The organism is Microbacterium sp. PAMC21962 (genome assembly GCF_019443465.1).
GTDB classification, from domain to species: Bacteria; Actinomycetota; Actinomycetes; order Actinomycetales; family Microbacteriaceae; genus Microbacterium; species Microbacterium hominis.
In genome coordinates, this window is record NZ_CP080381.1 from 2,746,726 (window position 1) to 2,765,451 (window position 18,726).

An 18,726-nucleotide genomic window follows, 5' to 3' on the forward strand; every position below is an offset into this window, starting at 1 on the left:
GTCAGTGCTCGGGCCAGTACTCGTCGACGAGGCTCACCGTCGACGCGATGTTCGCGCGGCTGGAGGCGCCGAACACGATCGCCTCGAGGTTGGGCAGCGCGGTCACCCACTCGATGGCTTCGCGCGGAGAGATCGCCCCGCTCGCGAAGACCGACATCGCCACGGCGCGGAATGGCCGGCGCTCCATCGCGTCGAGATAGCTCTCCACCCCGCCCGACATGCGGAAGCCGAGCTTGTTGATGTTGGAGCAGACGATCGGGTTCTCCACCCCGGCGCGGTCGAGGTCGTCGAGCACCCGCGGCAGGTTCATCGTGATGAAGCCCGGCTCGGCGCCGTAGCGCGTGCGGACGTGGTCGGCGAAGATCCGGAACGCGTCCGTGAACCCCAGCCCCGACAACAGGTCGACGATCACGTTCTGCAGCCAGATCACCGGGGTGGACAGTCCCGCGAACATCTTCAGCTCGGCGTCGATGAGCAGCGTCGCCACGCCCTCGATGTCCTTGCGGGCGAACGAGGACGCGCCGCGGGCGATGCTGTCGAGCAGACCCTCCTCCGGCAGGAACCGCCGCACGGCCCCGAGGAAGCCGTCGTCGGTGATCGCGTTCGCGTACTTGTGCGCGTACGGCATGCACGGGAAGAAGCTCATGCCCTCGTAGCGGTCGGGATGGGTCCGCACGCGTTCGGCGATCTCCCCGATGCGGTCGTGGGTGGTGCACATGAACGTGTGGACGCCCTCGTCGTACGCGGCATCCAGCACCGACATGATCGCGTCGGTGTCCTGGAAGCGCATCTGCTGGGCGCGCGCCTTCTCCTCCGACATGTGGTTCACCCCGAAGAACTGGTTGTCGCCGAACAGCAGGCGATCCATGGTCCGGGTGGACGACGGTGTGATGAGAGTCATCGTGCTCCTCCTCGCAGCGCACGCAGCGCCGTTCCGAACGGGTTGCCGCGTCGAGCGGGCAGGGGTGTGATGGTGGCGACGTGTCCGGGGGTCGTCAGCCTCGCGTCGACGCGGGTCGCGTCTTCGCTGATCATGGCGATGACGCGATCGGTGGCGGCGGCCGAGCCGAAGTCGTTCTGACCGTGCACGGCGTGCGCACGCACGCGCCACACGAAGGCGTCGAGCTGCGCGCTGTACTCCTCGCCGCGCAGGTAGAACCAGGGCGCGGCGGTGAGGTCGGTCGTGTAGCGGACGTTCCAGCCGGCGCGATAGCCCTCGGGGATCTCGGCCGTGTCGCGCAGGTAGACCTGGATCTCCTGCCGGTCGGCGTAGATGCGCCCGTGCTCGCCCCAGAGGGTCACCTTCGTCGTCATCTTGCGCTGCGACTCGTCGGACCAGTTCGCGATGATCTGCGCCGTCCCCTGCGGGTAGTGGAGGGTCGCGGCGACGGCGTCGTCGATCTGGGCGGAGAAGATGCTGGTGAGCTGGCTTCCGCTGACGGACTCCGGCTCGCCGAGATACCAGGTCAGCAGGTTCAGCGGGTGGGCGGCGTAGTCGTACAGGCATCCTCCGCCCGTGGCCCGTTGACTGCGCCACGTGTGACCCGAGGGTTTGAGCACCACCGGCCCGTACGCCTCCGCGAGCGCGGTCTCCACCGTGCCGATCGCACCGAGTTCCAGCAGTCGCTGCACCTCGCGGAACGCCCCGACGAAGCGGTTGTGGTACCCGACCTGGGTCACGATCCCGCGCGCCTCGGCGAGCGCGGTCAGCTCCGCGCCCTCGTCGGGGTCGATCACGAGCGGCTTCTCGCAGAACACATGGATGCCGCGGCGGATCGCCTCGCGGATCATCCCCGCGTGCAGATGGGTGGGAGTGGCCACGATGATCGCGTCGGGCTGCGCCGTGTCGAGCATCTTGCCGAGATCCTTGAAGGTCGCCACCCCCGTGTACTTGGCGAGGACGTCGAGGAGGTACCCCGTCGCGTCGCACACGCCGACGAGGTTCACCTCCGGGTGCGCCTTGATCATGGACAGGTGAGACAGCCCCATTTTGCCGAGGCCCACGACAGCGACATCGATCACACCAGCACCTCCGTTCGTCGAGTGACATGGCCGTGGCGCGCGAGCGCCGTGAGCAGCGACTGCTCGTACTGGGCACCGATGTGGTCCCAGGTGAACTCCTCGCGGTGGCGCGCGCGGCTCGCCTCGCCCATGCGACGTCGGCGTCGCGGGTCGGCGAGCAGGTCGTCGAGCAGGTCGCCGAGATCGTCCGCGCCTCGGAAATAGGCGTTCCCGGGGCCGGCGACCCACGTGTTGTACCTGTTGTCGTGGGCCACGACGGCGTTGCCGGCGCCCATCGCCTCGACCAGGGACGGGTTCGTGCCCCCGACGGTGTGCCCGTGCAGGTAGAGCGCGCTGTGGAAGCGCAGCGCCTGCAGGCGCCCGCTGTCGAAGATCGCCCCGGGGAAGCGCACCTCGTCGGATGCCGCCGCGCGGACGGCGACGTGATACGGATCGGTGTCGGTGTACGGGCCCACCACGACCAGCGGCATCCCGCGGCGTCGCGCCGACCACGCGGTGACGATCTCGAGGACGGAGTTCTCGGGAATGGGACGGCAGACCACGATGCCGTAGGCGTCGGGCTCGAGGCGCAGGTCGCGCACCGGCGCGACCGGTGCCGACGTCACCGAAGGGGCGCCGTAGGTGATGGTCTCGACCCGGCGGCGGCCGAAGTGGCGTCCGAGATAGGCCGAGATGACGGGGTGGTCGCCGATCAGGACGTCGCCCACGAGACCCGCGAGGCGTTCGTTGGCCAGCAGGATGCCCTGCTTCGCGAGGCCCCACCGGCGGCGGGTCCACTCCATGCCGTCCATGTTGATCACGTTCGGGATGCCGCGAAGGCGCGGCATGACGTCGAGGACGCCCGTGTTGTAGCCGAACGTCAGCCAGACGTCGCCGTCGCGGTGGTGGTGCGTCGCGTGGCGGATGGACACGAGGTCGAAGTGCGAGGTGCCCTTCCAGCCGTCGCGCGGCTCGGGGATGAGGACGCGTTCGATGCCGTTCCACCGGTCGGAGGCGATCTCGCCTTCCCCGTCGACCTGGCAGTAGACGACGACGTCCCACCCGTGGTCGCGCAGGTACAGCCCCACGTGCTCGGCGGCGGTCTCGAACCCGCCGTAGGCGGCCGGAACCCCGTGGGTGCCGAGGATGCGGACGGTGCGGCGCGTCATCAGTAGGCCCCGTCCGGGCGGAGCATGACGCGCACCGTCCGCCACATGAGCACCAGGTCGGTCATGACTGTCCAGTTCTCGACGTAGCGCAGGTCGAGGCGCACGCTCTCCTCCCAGCTCAGGTCGCTGCGTCCGCCCACCTGCCAGGGGCCGGTGATACCCGGCTTGATGTAGAGCCGGCGGAGGACGTCGTCGTCGTATGTCGCGACTTCGCTCGGGAGGGGAGGGCGCGGACCCACGACGCTCATGTCGCCGACCAGCACGTTCCAGAACTGGGGAACCTCGTCGAGCGAGTACTTCCGCAGGATCCGGCCCACGCGGGTGACACGAGGGTCGTCGTGCATCTTGAACAGCGGGCCCGCGCCCTCGTTCGCCGCGAGCAGCGCGGCGCGCCGCTCCTCGGCATCCACGGTCATCGAGCGGAATTTGATCATCCGGAACTCGTGACCGTCCCGTCCGACCCGTGCCTGGGGAAAGAGCAGCGGACCGGGCGAGTCGAGCCGGATCGCGAGGGCGATGACCGCCGCGACCGGTGCGAAGAGCAGAAGGGCCGTGGCGGACACGACGATGTCGAGCGCGCGCTTGGCGAGATAGGCGCGACCGGCGAACGAGGCGATCTCGACGTGGATGAGCGGCAGGCCCTCGATCGGGCGCAGCGACATGCGGGGTCCGGCGACGTCGGACAGGCGGCTCGAGATGACGAGCTCGGCCGCCGTGTTCTCCAACTGCCAGGCGAGGTGCTTGATGTCGTCGGGATCGCGATCACCGCCGCTGGCGACGATGATCGTGTCGGCGTCGAGGGCGGCGGCCGCCTCCGCGACGGTGTGCGTGCGCAGGACCGGGTAGGTGGCGTCGTCGACGCGGAGACTGTCGAGCTCGTCGCCGCGCAGCGAGGCCCCGACGACCTGATAGCCCAGCCCGGGGTCGGCGATCGTGCGGATGACGTACTCGACGTCGGCGCGGTCGCCGACCACCATGGCGCGCGAGGTGTAGGCCCCGGTCGCGCGGCGGCGGATCAGCCAGCGGCGCCACAGCCAGCGCTCCACGAGCAGGACGCTGACGCCCAGCGGGAGCGCGACGAACAGTTGAGAGCGGATGCCGTCGACGTCGAGGGCGACGTCGAGCATCGCCAGCAGCCCGAACGCGAACCCGGTCGCGTGCACCAGCCGGGTGTACTCGGCGGCGCCCGAGCCGATCAGCTTCACATCGCGCGTGGCGAACAGCGACAGCATCAGCAGCCACACGGCCGCGGTCACGAGGGCGATCTGACCGACGAGGCCGGGGTCGCCGGCGGCGAGCGGACCGCCGGCGACCCCTGTCGACACGACCGTCGCGATCGCGCAGGTGATCACGACCGCGGCGGCGTCGCTCGTGCGCAGGATCCACCGGTAGCGGCGTTCCCACGAGTGACGCCGCTCCAGCGCCCGCGACGGGCCGGCGGTCGCCGATGCCCGCGAGGTGATCGTCGTGAACGGCGCGGCGAAGCCCGTTCGCGCGATGCTCGCGGCGTCGTGGATCGCGGTCATCGCGTGACCACCGCCACGACGGAACGCAACAGCAAAGTCGGCATTTTGCCCCCCAGCAAACCGACGGGCGAATCGTGATCCGCCCCATCCCCAGTAAGACGACGCGAAGACCCCCGTCTCCTGCGGACCAGCCCCCCGGCTGTCACGCGTGCGTCGGGAGCGACTCTACCCCGCCGATCGTGCGGAGCGCCACCGTCAATCGTCGGACTGTGGACAGATCCCGTTCCCCCGGTGTTCAGACGCGCTCGCCGCCCGCGCCCTCCCGCGCACCTCCCGGTCGTCGAGCGAGGCGCGCAGCGCCGAGTCGAAGCGCCCTACCGCGCCCCTCCGCCCCCGGTCGTCGAGCGCGGCGCGCAGCGCCGAGTCGAAGCGCCCTACCCCAGTGCGTCGACGACGGCCGCGCGGCGCTGAGGGGTCACGTGTGACGCGGCATCCCACACTTTCGTCGTCCGATCGGCGCCGAAAGCCGGCCAGCCGGGATCACCCGTCGTGATGAACGCCACCCACGCGCGGTGCATGTCGCGGGCGAGGTCGGCGGGTGCGTCGTCGCCCGCCAGTCTCACGGCCTGGTCGGTCGTCAGGGTGTCGAAGACGAAGCCGAGTTCCAACGCGTGCGCGGCGCGGAGGTCTCGCACCGGGCTCTCCCAGGCGAACTCGTAGACGTAGGTCGGGGCGGTCCGCGCCCGTGCGACGCGGGTCGCGGGGCCGCGCAGGAGGCGGTCGGTGAGCAGCTGACCGAGGACCTCGCCGGCGCTCGCGTCGGGCATCGCGGCCCGCACGGCCCGGGCGGCGCGTTCGGGGGTGCGCAGGGCGCGGCGGGCGAGCCACGACTTCACGCCGCCGATGGCGGCGATGGCGTCGGGCGTCAGCCAGAGGCGGTACTCGTCGGTGTTGGTGCCGATCAGGAGCGGTATCCCGAGGCTCGGCAGGGCGTCGACCGGCGATGCGGGAAGGGTCTCCGGGTCGAGCGCGAGCGTGAAGCCGGGTGCGCCTCGCAACGGGGACGAGCCGGCGGCGATCTGCGATCGCGCCCGCAGGAGTTCGGCCGTCGTCCGGGCCGCGAACGCCTCGCGCGTCGCCGGGATGCCGAGGCGGCGCGCGATCGCATCCGACGCGCGGCGCGCCTTCTGCAGGGGTGCTGCGTCGAGCGGCCCGGACTGGATGATCGCGCCGGCGACCAGGGCGCGCGATGCCGGGCGCGACAGGAGTGCGGCCACCAGCGCCCCACCGGCGGACTCTCCCATCAGCGTGATGCGAGCGGGGTCGCCGCCGAAGGCGCCGATCTCGGCGTGCACCCACTCCAGCGCCCGTGCCACGTCGAGCAGTCCGAGGTTCGTCGGCGCCCCGTCGAGCACGCTGAACCCCTCGACGCCGAGGCGATAGTTGACCGACACGAACACGATCCCGTCGCGGGCGAAGCCGGTCCCGTCGTAGGTGGGCTCGGCCGCGGCGCCGCGCTCGAGGGCGCCGCCATGGATCCAGAGGACGACGGGGGCGGCGGATGCCGCGGCATCCGCCGGGGTCCACACGTTGGCGGTGAGGATGTCGTCGCCCTCGATCACCGGGCAGCTGAGGAGCTCGCCGATCGCGCCTGCGTAGGGCGCCTGCGGCGCCGTCGCGCCGAACCTCGTCGCATCGCGCACGCCCGACCAGGCCGCCGGCGGGGCGGGCGCGCGGAAGCGGCGTCCGCCCACGGGCGCCGCCGCGTACGGGATGCCGAGGAAGCGGCCGATCCCGTCGGTCCGGCTGCCGCGAACGGTGCCGGTGGATGTCGTGACCTCGGGGGCGACGGGCTGCTCCATGGCCTCACCCTATTCGCCCCCGTCGGCGGATCGTCGGCGGGATGTCGGCCGCGGCTGAGCTCGATCGAGTTCGCGGGATTCTGCATCGATGGCCTGCACTTCGAGCCCGACGGGTCGGGGCGGCATCCGGAGAACACCTACGTCAACGGCATGACGGGCATCTACGCCGCCACCGCCAACGACTCCGTGCGCATCAACGGCATGGGCTTCGTCTACCTCGAGCACGCGCTGGTCATCCACCACGCCGATGCGCTCTCGATCCACGACAACTTCACGGCGGTCTGCTCGTCTCGGCCAACAACGTCTTCCCGCGCGGAGCCAGCAGCGTGCACCTGCGGGGCGTCACGCGGTCGAACGTGACGGGCAACCGCCTCCACGCGTTCGCTCCCGGCATGGTCGTGCTCGACGGGGCGAGTGCGGAGAACCTGGTCGCCGCGAACCACTTCCTCCGGGACCAGGAGCCCTGGACGCCGTTCCTCGGTGCGGGTGGCGGCCGCGACGACGAGTATGGTCTGCTGCGCGTCGAGGGCGACGGCAATTCGCTCATCGCCAACCACTTCTCGACGGTCATCGCGGCGGGCGACGTCCGTCCCGTCGGCGCGAAGCCCGTGATCATCCGGATCGTCTCCGGGACCGACAACTACGTCGCGAGCATGCACGTGGTCGCGCGCGATCGGGGTGTCGACGTAGGCGACGACTGCTTCGCGGCACAGGTCGGCGCGCTGCTGTCGGCGCGCACCGCGCAGGACCTCGCCGTCATCACGGTCCTCGTCGAGCCGGGCTCGGTGCGCAACACCGTGCTCGACGCGGGAACGACGGCTCAGTTCGTCGTCGACCCCGCGGCCAACGCCGTGCGGCCCACGCCCGAGGTCGGTGTCTAGCCGGGAGGCGCCGGCGACGCCCGAGGCGTCAGGCGGTCGCCGTGTTGTCGCGAGTCTGCTGCGCAGCGCGCAGGCTCTCGACCAGCGGTTCGTGGACGGGGTTCATGAAGATCACCGGGATGCTGCGGCTCATACTGAACAGGTAGCTGTCAGCGGTGACAGCCGAGGTGAAGCGGACCGTGATGTCGGGGTGCTCCGCCATGAGACGGGCGACCCGCTCGGCGACGCGTTCGGCCATGGGGCACTTTCCGGGTGGGGGTAAGAAGGATAACAGTCGGGCGCCGCCCGTCTCGGAGCGGGCACGCACCCGCTCCGTGGTGATAGCTCGGGCCGAGCCCAGGAACCGTCGCGGCGGGTTCGCAGCAGAGTGAACGCTCATGACACGATCGGTGCATGGCATTCGTGATCCGAGAGCCCCGGCCCGCGGATGCGGCGGCCATCGCCGAGCTCCACGTCGCCACGTGGAAGGAGGCCTACGCGCATCTGCTGCCCGACGGCTACTTCTCGGCGGAGTACGTCGACAGGCGGCACCGGATGTGGCGTCAGGTGCTGGCGGAGCGGCGGGATGGCATGGTCATCCGTGTGGCCGAGGTCGGTGAAGACATCGTCGGGTTCGCGTGGGTCGGCCCCGGCGAGGGTCTGGACGGCGAGGAGCCGCCTCGGGACCGCCTGCTCTACGCGATCTATGTGCTGGCATCGCAGCACGGGGCGGGTGTCGGGCAGGCGCTCCTGGACGAGACGCTCGGGACCGCGCCCGCCATGCTGTGGGTCGCGAAGGAGAATCCCCGCGCGACGGCGTTCTACCTGCGCAACGGCTTCCGGTTCGACGGGACGGAGCAGCGCGATCCGCACGCCCCGCTGATCACGGATGCGCGCATGGTGAGATAGCGAGCACCTCAGCGCGCGCGACGCTCGCAGAGGATGGCGCCGACGTCGCGCCGGCCTCGCTCGGTTCGTCGGTGCGTCTCGATGACGTCGAATCCCGCGGCGTCGAGCACCTTGATCAGTCCGCCTGCGGGCCAGCGGTACGCGCGAACGACGGCATGATCGAACGGCTCGACCTCGGCGCCGTCGAAGTGGCCGAGCAGCACAGTGCCGCCGGGCCGCAGTACGCGCGCGAACTCGAGCAGCGGGATGCCGACCCGCGACGGCTCGTGATGAATCGTCGAGAACCAGGAAAGGATGCCGCCGAAGGCGTCGTCGGGTTCGTCGATCGCGTCGATGCTCCCCGCGTCGAACCTGGCAGACGGGTAGCGCGTTCGAGCTCTGTCGAGGAACTCCGGGACGATATCGATGCCCTGCACATCGATCCCGCGACGGCCGAGGTAATCGGTCCAGTGGCCCGGTCCGGATCCTGCGTCGAGAACTCGGCCGGAGACCTTGCTCGCCCACGTGTCGACGAGTTGCCTGTCGCTCGGATGCACCGCATCCATGGACCCGAGGGCGTCGGAGTATTCGGCGGCGCGTGCGGCATACGCGGCTTGTACATCGGTCACCCGAAGAGGCTATCGATGTGGTCTCGGTGGTCGACTCGGCGCCGCCGTTTCGGCGTGCTTCGCTCGCTCAATGACCGGAAGATCGGAGCCCGACCCTCATCAGGAAGAAGCAAAATCCTCGCGATGTAGAAGATAGGCGAGGGTTTCTGGGACCGTTGTAACGACGGTCCGTGTGGCTCCGACGGGCGTCGATTCCGTGACCTCACGATTTTCAGTTGTATGCGGCGGGTTTACGGGTGCTCACGAGTGCTTGTTTGCCGCGTGACTCCGCGGAAGTCGTGCTCGTTGGTGATGGCTGGTCCTCGATGGTTTCAATCGAGTTCCCGGCCCGGGGCCGGCCCGGACTCGCTAGTCCACTTGCTCGATGGCGCCGATCGTGGAGGTGAGGATGTCCGACAATCGCGCCGCCCCCGCGGCAGTGCGGGCAACCTGATCAACTCGAATATGGGTCTCAAAATAGCCTTGCTCCCCTGCGATGCGGGTGACGCCGTCGAACCGTTGCAGTCGCCGGTCCAGGCGTTGATTAAGAATCCTCCGCGCCTGAGTCCCTGAGCCCGCACCAGGGACACCGAAGTGTTGACTAGTGCTGATGTTCAGCACAAAATCGCTCCTGTCGGCGGTAGGGACTCCGCGGGGGAGGATCTCGATGCTTAGAGTTCCCGCGCGACTATCGAGGTAGGCACCTTCGTCCGTCGAGGTGAATCCGCCCACGCCGATGTATGCGTGAGCGACTTGCCGGCAGATTTCGCTCGGATCGAAAGTGGATTGCTGAGTGTGAGCGTGATAGGACAGTCGCGCACGCGAGAGCTGCGCGCATACTTCGTCCATGTCTTGTGGTCGCTCGCCCGGCGAGACTTTAGTTGATCTCTCGTAAAGCTCGGAGAGGATGCCAGCGGCCTCGTAGGGGAGGTGATCGTTGACGGCAGCCGTGAAGCGCTCCATGTTCGCAGTTGGTCTGTCGGCAGAAGGGTCGGAACCCACCGCGAGGTAGAACAACAGCTGGCCAAAAGCGTAGACGTCAACGGTGACTGCTCGTGCGATGGCACTGTTGCTCGCATAGAACTGCTCTGGGGCAGCGTAGTTGACCACACCTCCGACCATGTTGATCGTGACGGTACGATTCGTCTCGATGTACGCAAGATCGAAGTCTGTCAGCTTCGGAACGAGAGACCCGTTTTCTTGCCACTCCATGATGACGTTCTCCGGCTTGACGTCGCGATGAATAACCCCTTTGCCGTGCGCGAAACGGATGGTATCGGCGATATCTAGCGCAAGAGTTAGCAGTGCGGCGGCGTCGTCCCGATCAACGTAAGCGCTTCGCAGGTCCGCGCCCTGCACGAGATCCATCGTGAAGCCGAGGGGCGCCTCGGTCAGTTCATGGACGGCGACAATGCGCGGATGCGAGAGGCTCGCCATCGAGAAGTAGCCGTTTCGGAAGCGTTTTGCCTTCACTGCATCGCTCAACTCCGAGCCGTGAAAGACCTTGTATGCGATGGGCAGCTCTCCCTGGTCGCGCAGTTCCCACACATGACCAAAGCCTCCATCGCCGACATGGCGCTGGACTACCCCCAGCGGCAAGGTATCGCCGATTCCGATTGACGCTAATGTGCCCTGGTAGTTGAGCACTGAATGGCGAAACCTCTGCCAGTCGGCCTCTCGGACGATGTCATGATCCTCTTTCTCTGTTTCGCTAAACCAGTGAATGATGCCTGAGAGCGAACGCGCGCACGCGCTTAGCCCGACGCTCATTCTGCGGTCGTTTCGCGACAACTCTCGGGTCTGGAGGATCTGGTACTCGTCCAAGAGCCGTTCAGCTTTCGCGAGCAACTCGGCCTTGTCATTTGGCGCGAGCGGGGCGCCCCCCCGCGGGACAAATCCTGAGCCTAGGATGACTGATCCCGCGGAATCTCCCTTGAATACTGGCATCTGTTGTTCGAGGTCCATCCGCGAGGCGACCACATCGAAGAGGGCGTGGACGGTGACGTTGCCTGCGAAATCGACGGCGTCGCCCGCGAGGGCGTCAAGAAGCACCTTGGTGAACGCGCCGTGAACGTTTGGCTCGTCCGTCTCATACGCGACCTGCTCTGGACGGCAGGCCGCCATGAGGATTCGACTTGCATTGACTACGTCTATCGACTCGGCCACAGCCGCGGCGGTTAGCGGTCGGTGATCGGTCCACGTCGAGCCGGCACCTGAGTGGCACGCGTCGAGGATGGTCACGACGTGCTGATAGTTCGTCGCACCCGCAGCGATGACTTGGGCAAGCTCGTGGAGACCGATACCTGGGTCGCGCCCGATGCCATCTGTCGTCATGAGGTAGCCAGAGCCGGAATGTATTCCGCCGTGGCCGGCGAAGTAGATGAGGAGAGTCTCCCCCTCCTGCTCGGCTGCCTCCCAGAGTGCCTCGAGGCACGTGCGCCGAGACGCGTCAGTATCGAGAACGACGTTGTTCTCGAATCCGTAGTGGTCGCCGGCTAGAAGCTTCGCGACTTCTGTAGCGTCCCGGACGCACCCGGACAGCCTGTCGGCGTCTTCATACTGATTGATTCCTATCACTACGCTTCGTCGCATGGTCGCCTCCCGCTCTGACACTAGTGGGCCGGATGGTTGCCATGCCCACCAAAAGTCGCCGACGTCTTCGGGGGCGACGGCTGGGTTGGTTGATGGCTGCAGAGGGCGTCTGCGGCGCGCGTGCTGACTGGTTGGCCCCAGACCGGCCCGAGCTTTCGGCTGCAGCGTGTCTCATCCGTGCATGGAGTGCGTACTGTCGCGCTGCATTCGATGGCAACGACTGGTTTTCGATGGTTTCACCCGAGTTCCCGGCCCGGGACCGGCCCAGCTGCCGTCTCGAATCACTCTGTTTCAGTGCATCCGGAACGACGATCGCAGAGCCGCTGCAGCCCTTGTCTAGGTGCCTAGGCCTGGCCGAGATCGCGTATCCGGGCGAATCTGCCGTGCGCTGACCAGTGGTCCGCGTGGCGGTCGAGCGGCAAGATTGCTGCGGCGACCGGCCCTAGACCGGCCCAAGCTTCTGACGGGGCTGCGGCATGGCATCCGCTTCCGTCATCTCGACTCGCTTCGTTCGCTCAGCGACCGGGAGATCGGAGTGTGGAGCGGGCGCTGAAAAACATCCTCGGGCCAGCCCAAAGCAAAACCCCCGCCATGTAGAAGCTAGGCGAGGGTTTCTGGGACCGTTGTAACGACGGTCCGTGTGGCTCCGACGGGCGTCGATCCCGTGACCTCACGATTTTCAGTCGTGCGCTCTACCAACTGAGCTACAGAGCCGCGCGGCACGCGCTGTACAGAACCTGCCGCGTCCTACGCGAAGGGCCCTCGATCTCGAAAGAAAAGGGCCCGTCGCTCGGAGCGACCCTGACGGGACTTGAACCCGCGACCTCCGCCGTGACAGGGCGGCACGCTAACCAACTGCGCTACAGGGCCATACGTATTCAGTTGTGTGTCGGAGAGTGACCCCAACGGGATTCGAACCCGTGCTACCGCCGTGAAAGGGCGGCGTCCTAGGCCGCTAAACGATGGGGCCGAGCGAACCCGAGGGCTCATTCTTACCGACGCTCAAGCATACGAGATCCCTCCCCAAATCGGAAATCGAGGGCGTGGGATGCCGTGGCGCGCCCCCTCCGCGGGGGAGGATGGCGGCATCCGCATCCGTCGTGCGCAGGCAGGTCACCGCTGGTCGCGGCCGGATTCGCTCCCGTCGGGGCGTCGAAGAAACCCTTGGGCGAATGTGACGAATGTTGTTAGTGTGACGTGTGTTGCCATCGCAGGATGGCGGGGGTCGACGCGCGTGAATGACGGAGGTTCGAGGTGAAGACCGAGAAGGCCGCTTCGGCGGAGGACTGCGGGTGCGCGCCGACCGCGAAGGAACTGACGACCCTCCGGGGCCCCCTGAGCCGCCGCACGGCGCTCGGACTGGCGGGCCTGGGCGTTCTCAGCCTCGGCGCCGTGAGCGCTCTCGGACTGCGGTTCAGCCCGTCGGCGTTCGCCGCCGACTACCCCTCGTGGGACGACGTCCAGAACGCCAAGAACAACGAAGCCGCGAAGGCGGCCGAGGTCTCCCGCATCCAGGACCTCATCGCCGCACTGCAGGCCGACGTCGCCGCGAAGCAGGCCGAAGCCGAACGCCTCGCGAACGAGTACGTCGCGGCGCAGATCGCGTTCGAGACCGCCGCCGACAACGCGAACGCGCTGCAGACGCAGGCGGACGCCGAATCGGCGCGAGCCACCGAGACCGCCAAGAAGCTCGGACGTCTGGCGGCGCAGCAGTACCGCTCCGGCGGCGACGACCCGTCGATGGAGCTCTTCTTCTCCGGCTCCGCCGCCAGCGCCGACGACCTGCTCACCAAGCTCGGCACGATGGACCGCCTCGTCGAGGCCAACCGCGGCGTCTACGCCGACGCGGTGAGCGCCCGCAACAACGCCCAGAGCCTGAGCGACAAGGCGAAGGTGGCGCGCGACGAGCGCGATCGTCTGCAGAAGGAAGCCGAGCAGAAGATGCAGGCAGCCCAGGATGCCGCCGCTGCGGCGCAGGCCGCCCTCGCCGAGCAGGACAAGAACCTCGGCACGCTGCAGGCGCAGCTCGCGGCACTCCAGGACCAGACCGCGAAGACCGTCGCCGACTACCAGGCCGGCGTCGAGGCCGCGCGCAAGGCCGAGGAGGCCCGCCAGGCCGCCCTCGCCGAAGAGCGTCGGCGGCAGGCCGAGGCCGAAGCCGCGGCGAACGCCGGTGGCGGTGGTGGCGGCGGCGGAAGCAGCAGCGGCGGAAGCAGCGGCAGCGGCGGGTCGGCCGGCACCGGAGGCTGGGTGCGCCCGGCATCCGGCTACATCAGCTCCTGGTTCGGAAACCGCGGCTCGGTGTGTGGCAACGGCTCGTGCACCAGCGGCGGACACCGCGGCATCGACTTCGCCACCTCCTGCTGGTCGCCGATCTACGCGGCGGCCTCCGGAACGGTGGTCTGGGCCCAGTACACCGGCGACTGGGGCAACTACATCAAGATCGACAACGGCGGCGGCGTCGTCACCGGCTACGCGCACATCGTCAACGGCGGCTACAACGTCAACTACGGCCAGTGGGTCAACGCCGGCGACGTCATCGCCTACGTCGGCAACACCGGAGCCTCCACCGGCTGCCACCTGCACTTCGAGGTCTACTGGCAGGGCGTGCGGATCGACCCCGCGCCCGTCCTCCTCGACCACGGCATCAACGTCTACTGACGGTTCGCGCCGACCACGCAGAAGAGCGGATGCCGATCGGCATCCGCTCTTCTGCGTGTGAGACGGGGCTCAGATGGTCTTCGGGGCGTGGCCCTCGCCCTGCGTGGCCGTCTGGGCGCCCTCGTCCTGGAAGCGCTGGAAGGCCTCGGACACCAGGCGCTCGGCCTCTTCGGCGCCGGCCCACTGGTCGACCTTGACCCACTTGTCGGGCTCGAGGTCCTTGTAGTGCTCGAAGAAGTGGCCGATCTCGCCCTTGGTCCACTCGTCGAGGTCGTCGACGTCCTGGATGTGGTTCCAGCGCGGGTCCTTCGCGAGCACGGCGACGACCTTGTCGTCACCGCCGGCCTCGTCGAGCATCTTCAGCACCGCGACGGGGCGGACCTTCGCCATGACACCCGGGTACAGGTCGCGGTCGAGCAGCAGCAGCACGTCGAGCGGGTCGCCGTCCTCGCCGAGGGTGTCCTCGAAGAAGCCGTAGTTGGCGGGGTAGCCCATCGGCGTGAACAGCACGCGGTCGAGGAACACCCGACCCGTTCCGTGGTCGACCTCGTACTTCACGCGGCTGCCGCGCGGAATCTCGATGACGGCGTCGTATGCGCCCATACTGGTGCTCCTTCGGAGGATCTGGTGGATGTTCGGAGGGTCTGGTGGATGCCGGCATCCAGCCTAGTCCGGGGGCCACCGCGCGCCGGTTGCGCAGCCGTCACCTTCACAACTCCGCCTCAGCCGCCCGTATCGGTTCGGTCGGAGGCCCCTACCCCCATTGAGGCGGAGTTGTGCGGGCGGCAACTCGCTACCGTGGATGCCGTGGACCATCGCCCCAGCCTCGATCCCGCCGCCGCTGAGATCCGTCGTGCCGTGCGCACCGCCCTCGCGACCGTGACGGGGCCGGTGCTCGTGGGGCTCTCGGGCGGCGCCGACTCGCTCGCACTCGCCGACGCCGTCGCGTTCGAGGCGCCGAAAGCGAACATCGCGGCATCCGCGGCGGTCATCGACCACGGCCTGCAGCCCGGGTCCGACCGCGTCGCCGCGCGTGCGGCGGCCGTCGCGGAGGAGCGAGGTCTCACCGCGCGGGTCGTCCGGGTCGAGGTCGGCACCGACGGCGGGCCGGAGGCCGCCGCCCGCGACGCCCGCCGCGCGGCCCTGCTCGCCGCCGCGAGGGAGGCCGGGGCCGAGGCGATCATGCTCGCCCACACTCTCGACGACCAGGCCGAGACCGTGCTCATCGGCCTCGCCCGCGGCTCCGGCGCCGCGAGTCTCGGCGCGATGTCGCCCGACCGGGTCGAGGAGGGCATCCGCATCCTGCGTCCCCTGCTCGAGGTGCGCCGCGCCACCACCCGCGCGGCCTGCGCCGCGGCGGGGCTGCCGCCGTGGGAGGACCCGCACAACCTCGACCGTCGGTTCCTGCGCGTGCGCGTGCGCCAGGACGTCATGCCCGTGCTCGAGGCTGAGCTCGGCCCCGGCGTGGCGGAAGCCCTCGCCCGCACGAGCGACCAGCTCCGCGAGGATGCCGCGGCCTTCGCCGACATGATCGACGAGACGATCGAGGACATCGTCGAACACGCCGAGGCCGGTATCGCGGTCTCGGTTCCCGCGCTCGCCGCCAACCCGCCGGCCCTGCGTCACCGCATCATCCGGCACGTCGTCGCGAGCGAGTTCGGGGCGAGCCTCACCCGGGCCCAGACGCTCGAGGTCGCGCGGCTCGTCACCGACTGGCACGGTCAGGGGCCGATCGACCTCCCCGGATGCCGTGCCCGGCGCAGTGGCAGCCGGCTGGAGTTCGTCGCGGACTGAGAACGCCCGCCGACGGGCCTAAAATCGAGGAATGCGCGCAGCCGACATCGCTGACCAGCTGTCCACCATCCTCGTGACCGAGGAACAGATCCACGAGAAGCTCGGTGAGCTCGCCCAGCGCGTCGAGGCCGACTACGAGGGCAAGGAGCTGCTCCTCGTGGGGGTGCTCAAGGGTGCCGTCATGGTGATGGCGGACTTCTCCCGCAAGCTCCGCCGCGACATCGTCATCGACTGGATGGCCGTCTCGTCGTACGGTGCGGGCACGAAGTCCAGCGGTGTCGTCCAGATCCGCAAGGACCTCGACACCGACCTCACCGGCAAGCACGTGCTGATCGTCGAGGACATCATCGACTCGGGCCTCACCCTGAGCTGGCTGCTGGAGAACTTCGCCTCGCGCGGCGCCGCCTCGATCGAGATCCTCGCCCTGCTGCGCAAGCCCGAAGCGGCCAAGGTCGAGATCGACTGCCGTTACGTCGGCTTCGACATCCCCACCGAGTTCGTGGTCGGCTACGGCCTGGACTACGACGAGCGGTTCCGCAACCTGCGCGACGTCGCGGTGCTCGCGCCGCACGTCTACAGCTGACGCGGCGTTTCGACTCGCTGCGCTCGCTCAACGACCGGGGTGGGGCGTTTCGACTCGCTGCGCTCGCTCAACGACCGGGGTGCGCTCGCTCAACGACCGGGGGAAAGTCCCGGTCGTTGAGCGACGAGCGCAGCGAGGAGTCGAAACGCAGACGGCGCCCGGGTCCCTCCCGGTTCGCCTGTGGCGAATGCACAGACGCCCCATAGTCGGTGCGCGGTAGCCTGAGCGGATCATGGACTTCAAGAAGCTCAGCCGCAACCCGTTCGTCTACGTGTTGCTCATCGGCGCCCTGCTGCTGATCGGCATGTCGCTGATCTCGACGCTCACCGGCGCCAAGCAGATCACGACGCAGGAGGGCCTGACGCTCCTGAAGGGCGGCACGGTCACCCAGGTGACCAACACCGACGGCGACCAGCGGGTCGACATGACCCTGTCCGCACCGTTCGAGGGCGCCACGCAGGTGCAGTTCTACTACGTGGGCGCGCGCGCGAACGAGGTCGTCTCGGCGGTGGATGCCGCGACCCCGAAGGACGGCTACAACGACGTCGTGCCGCGCACGACCTTCTTCGAGAGCCTCCTGTCGCTGCTGATCCCGATCCTGCTGCTGGGTCTGCTCTTCTGGTTCTTCTTCTCCGCTGCCCAGGGTGGCAACAGCAAGGTGATGCAGTTCGGCAAGTCCCGCGCGAAACTCGTGACGAAGGAGACCCCGACGGTCACCTTCGCCGACGTCGCCGGTGCCGACGAGGCCATCGAGGAGATGCAGGAGATCAAGGACTTCCTGAAGGATCCCGCGAAGTTCCAGGCGGTCGGCGCCCGTATCCCGAAGGGCGTGCTGCTGTACGGTCCTCCCGGAACCGGAAAGACCCTGCTCGCGCGCGCCGTCGCCGGCGAGGCGGGCGTGCCGTTCTACTCCATCTCGGGCTCCGACTTCGTGGAGATGTTCGTCGGTGTCGGTGCGAGCCGCGTTCGCGACCTGTTCAACCAGGCCAAGGAGAACGCCCCCGCGATCATCTTCATCGACGAGATCGACGCCGTCGGCCGTCACCGCGGTGCCGGCATGGGCGGCGGTCACGACGAGCGCGAGCAGACGCTCAACCAGATGCTCGTCGAGATGGACGGGTTCGACCCGAAGGCGTCGGTGCTCGTGATCGCGGCGACCAACCGTCCCGACATCCTCGACCCGGCCCTGCTGCGTCCGGGTCGCTTCGACCGCCAGATCGGCGTCGACGCCCCCGACCTCAAGGGCCGTCAGCGCATCCTCGAGGTGCACGGCCGCGGCAAGCCGCTGTCGCCGTCGGTCGACCTCGCCGTCATCGCCCGCAAGACGCCCGGCTTCACCGGTGCCGACCTCGCGAACGTGCTCAACGAGGCCGCCCTGCTGACGGCGCGCTCCAACGCGCAGCTCATCGACATGCGAGCCCTCGACGAGGCGATCGACCGCGTCATCGCCGGTCCGCAGCGCCGCACGCGCATCATGAAGGACAAGGAGAAGCTCATCACGGCGTACCACGAGGGCGGTCACGCCCTCGCCGCCGCCGCGATGAACAACACCGACCCGGTCACGAAGGTCACCATCCTTCCGCGCGGCAAGGCCCTCGGCTACACGATGGTGCTTCCGCTCGAGGACAAGTACTCCGTCACCCGCAACGAGCTGCAGGACCAGCTGACGTACGCGATGGGCGGCCGTGTCGCGGAGGAGATCGTCTTCCACGACCCGACCACCGGCGCCAGCAACGACATCGAGAAGGCGACGGGCATCGCCCGCAAGATGGTCACCGAGTACGGCATGACCACCGACGTCGGCCCGGTCAAGCTGGGCTCGTCCTCGGGTGAGGTGTTCATGGGGCGCGACATGGGTCACGGTCGCGACTTCTCCGAGCGCATCGCCGAGCGCGTCGACCAGCAGGTGCGCGAGCTCATCGAGCAGGCGCACAACGAGGCGTACGAGGTGATCAACGCCAACCGCGACATCCTCGACAAGCTGGCCCTCGCCCTGCTGGAGAAGGAGACGCTCGACCACCTCGAGCTCGCCGAGATCTTCACCGACGTCAGGAAGCTGCCGCCGCGCCCGCAGTGGCTGTCCAGCGACGACCGTCCCGTCTCGATGCTGCCGCCGGTGGACGTGCCGCGCCGGCAGGACGAGACCGGGCTGGCCGCGGCATCCGTCGCCGAGGACCAGCCGGCCGCGCACACGGCGGCGCAGCGTCGCCCGAGCGGGCAGGCGCGCCCCGCCACCGCCTAG

At 68.6% G+C, this 18,726-nt stretch carries 14 protein-coding genes, 3 tRNA genes and 1 pseudogene; 6 read left to right on the top strand and 12 right to left on the bottom strand.

Going from position 1 to position 18,726, the window contains the following annotated elements; all coding sequences use genetic code 11:
- Position 1 precedes the first annotated feature (1 nt).
- From KY498_RS12965 to KY498_RS12985, 5 genes are all read right to left on the bottom strand, one after another.
- Complete coding sequence (locus KY498_RS12965) at positions 2-901, bottom strand: hypothetical protein (protein ID WP_219879390.1); 900 nt, start codon at positions 899-901, stop codon at positions 2-4.
- On the bottom strand, positions 898-2,022 hold the full coding sequence (locus tag KY498_RS12970; RefSeq protein ID WP_060960525.1) for a Gfo/Idh/MocA family protein: 1,125 nt from the start codon (positions 2,020-2,022) through the stop codon (positions 898-900). Before KY498_RS12970 ends, KY498_RS12965 begins: the two co-directional genes overlap by 4 nt.
- The gene (locus KY498_RS12975; RefSeq protein ID WP_191009171.1) at positions 2,019-3,170 is read right to left on the bottom strand and encodes a DUF1972 domain-containing protein; all 1,152 of its coding nucleotides are present in this window, start codon (positions 3,168-3,170) and stop codon (positions 2,019-2,021) included. The genes KY498_RS12970 and KY498_RS12975 overlap by 4 nt, the downstream gene beginning before the upstream one ends.
- Positions 3,170-4,696 carry a sugar transferase gene (locus tag KY498_RS12980; protein ID WP_101306986.1) on the bottom strand — a complete coding sequence of 509 codons (1,527 nt, stop codon included), beginning with the start codon at positions 4,694-4,696 and terminating at the stop codon, positions 3,170-3,172. Before KY498_RS12980 ends, KY498_RS12975 begins: the two co-directional genes overlap by 1 nt.
- A gap of 374 nt (positions 4,697-5,070) precedes the next feature.
- Positions 5,071-6,498, bottom strand: coding sequence for a carboxylesterase/lipase family protein (locus KY498_RS12985; RefSeq protein WP_191009170.1), 1,428 nt, complete (start codon positions 6,496-6,498; stop codon positions 5,071-5,073).
- Positions 6,499-6,546: 48 nt separating this feature from the next.
- Between KY498_RS12985 and KY498_RS16555 the strand changes: the two are divergent.
- Positions 6,547-7,379 (top strand): annotated as a pseudogene (locus KY498_RS16555) (right-handed parallel beta-helix repeat-containing protein); the annotation flags it as partial.
- 28 nt (positions 7,380-7,407) lie between these two features.
- Here KY498_RS16555 and KY498_RS13000 read toward each other — a convergent pair.
- Positions 7,408-7,617: a chemotaxis protein CheY gene (locus KY498_RS13000; protein ID WP_191009167.1), complete on the bottom strand. Its 210-nt coding sequence runs from the start codon at positions 7,615-7,617 to the stop codon at positions 7,408-7,410.
- 155 nt (positions 7,618-7,772) lie between these two features.
- On the opposite strand from KY498_RS13000, the gene KY498_RS13005 reads away from it, so the two are divergent.
- Positions 7,773-8,267, top strand: coding sequence for a GNAT family N-acetyltransferase (locus KY498_RS13005; RefSeq protein WP_191009166.1), 495 nt, complete (start codon positions 7,773-7,775; stop codon positions 8,265-8,267).
- Positions 8,268-8,275: 8 nt separating this feature from the next.
- On the opposite strand, the gene KY498_RS13010 is transcribed toward KY498_RS13005, so the two are convergent.
- The 5 genes from KY498_RS13010 to KY498_RS13030 form a co-directional block, all read right to left on the bottom strand.
- Complete coding sequence (locus KY498_RS13010; RefSeq protein WP_219879391.1) at positions 8,276-8,875, bottom strand: class I SAM-dependent methyltransferase; 600 nt, start codon at positions 8,873-8,875, stop codon at positions 8,276-8,278.
- A gap of 348 nt (positions 8,876-9,223) precedes the next feature.
- The gene (locus KY498_RS13015; protein ID WP_191009165.1) at positions 9,224-11,446 is read right to left on the bottom strand and encodes a caspase family protein; all 2,223 of its coding nucleotides are present in this window, start codon (positions 11,444-11,446) and stop codon (positions 9,224-9,226) included.
- A gap of 641 nt (positions 11,447-12,087) precedes the next feature.
- Positions 12,088-12,160: transfer RNA gene (locus KY498_RS13020), tRNA-Phe, on the bottom strand.
- 82 nt (positions 12,161-12,242) lie between these two features.
- Positions 12,243-12,316, bottom strand: a tRNA-Asp gene (locus tag KY498_RS13025).
- 27 nt (positions 12,317-12,343) lie between these two features.
- Positions 12,344-12,416, bottom strand: a tRNA-Glu gene (locus KY498_RS13030).
- Positions 12,417-12,700: 284 nt separating this feature from the next.
- Here KY498_RS13030 and KY498_RS13035 point away from each other — a divergent pair.
- Complete coding sequence (locus tag KY498_RS13035; RefSeq protein WP_061781945.1) at positions 12,701-14,107, top strand: peptidoglycan DD-metalloendopeptidase family protein; 1,407 nt, start codon at positions 12,701-12,703, stop codon at positions 14,105-14,107.
- Between the two features lie 69 nt (positions 14,108-14,176).
- Here KY498_RS13035 and KY498_RS13040 read toward each other — a convergent pair whose 3' ends face one another.
- Entirely contained in the window at positions 14,177-14,710 is a 534-nt protein-coding gene (locus tag KY498_RS13040) for an inorganic diphosphatase (RefSeq protein WP_060960536.1), read from the bottom strand.
- Positions 14,711-14,905: 195 nt separating this feature from the next.
- On the opposite strand from KY498_RS13040, the gene tilS reads away from it, so the two are divergent.
- From tilS to ftsH, 3 genes are all read left to right on the top strand, one after another.
- Positions 14,906-15,901, top strand: a complete 996-nt coding sequence (gene tilS / locus KY498_RS13045; protein WP_191009164.1) for a tRNA lysidine(34) synthetase TilS — start codon at positions 14,906-14,908, stop codon at positions 15,899-15,901.
- Positions 15,902-15,932: 31 nt separating this feature from the next.
- Positions 15,933-16,484 carry a hypoxanthine phosphoribosyltransferase gene (gene hpt, locus KY498_RS13050; protein WP_060960537.1) on the top strand — a complete coding sequence of 184 codons (552 nt, stop codon included), beginning with the start codon at positions 15,933-15,935 and terminating at the stop codon, positions 16,482-16,484.
- A gap of 232 nt (positions 16,485-16,716) precedes the next feature.
- Entirely contained in the window at positions 16,717-18,726 is a 2,010-nt protein-coding gene (ftsH, locus tag KY498_RS13055) for an ATP-dependent zinc metalloprotease FtsH (protein ID WP_060960538.1), read from the top strand.

Bases quoted from the DNA above. Each gene is read 5' to 3' on its own strand.
- KY498_RS13015 (WP_191009165.1), bottom strand. From the start codon at position 11,446: ATGCGACGAAGCGTAGTGATAGGAATCAATCAGTATGAAGACGCCGAC.
- KY498_RS12975 (WP_191009171.1), bottom strand. From the start codon at position 3,170: ATGACGCGCCGCACCGTCCGCATCCTCGGCACCCACGGGGTTCCGGCC.
- KY498_RS12980 (WP_101306986.1), bottom strand. From the start codon at position 4,696: ATGACCGCGATCCACGACGCCGCGAGCATCGCGCGAACGGGCTTCGCC.
- KY498_RS13005 (WP_191009166.1), top strand. From the start codon at position 7,773: ATGGCATTCGTGATCCGAGAGCCCCGGCCCGCGGATGCGGCGGCCATC.
- KY498_RS13040 (WP_060960536.1), bottom strand. From the start codon at position 14,710: ATGGGCGCATACGACGCCGTCATCGAGATTCCGCGCGGCAGCCGCGTG.
- KY498_RS13000 (WP_191009167.1), bottom strand. From the start codon at position 7,617: ATGGCCGAACGCGTCGCCGAGCGGGTCGCCCGTCTCATGGCGGAGCAC.
- KY498_RS12965 (WP_219879390.1), bottom strand. From the start codon at position 901: ATGACTCTCATCACACCGTCGTCCACCCGGACCATGGATCGCCTGCTG.
- ftsH (WP_060960538.1), top strand. From the start codon at position 16,717: ATGGACTTCAAGAAGCTCAGCCGCAACCCGTTCGTCTACGTGTTGCTC.
- KY498_RS12985 (WP_191009170.1), bottom strand. From the start codon at position 6,498: ATGGAGCAGCCCGTCGCCCCCGAGGTCACGACATCCACCGGCACCGTT.
- hpt (WP_060960537.1), top strand. From the start codon at position 15,933: ATGCGCGCAGCCGACATCGCTGACCAGCTGTCCACCATCCTCGTGACC.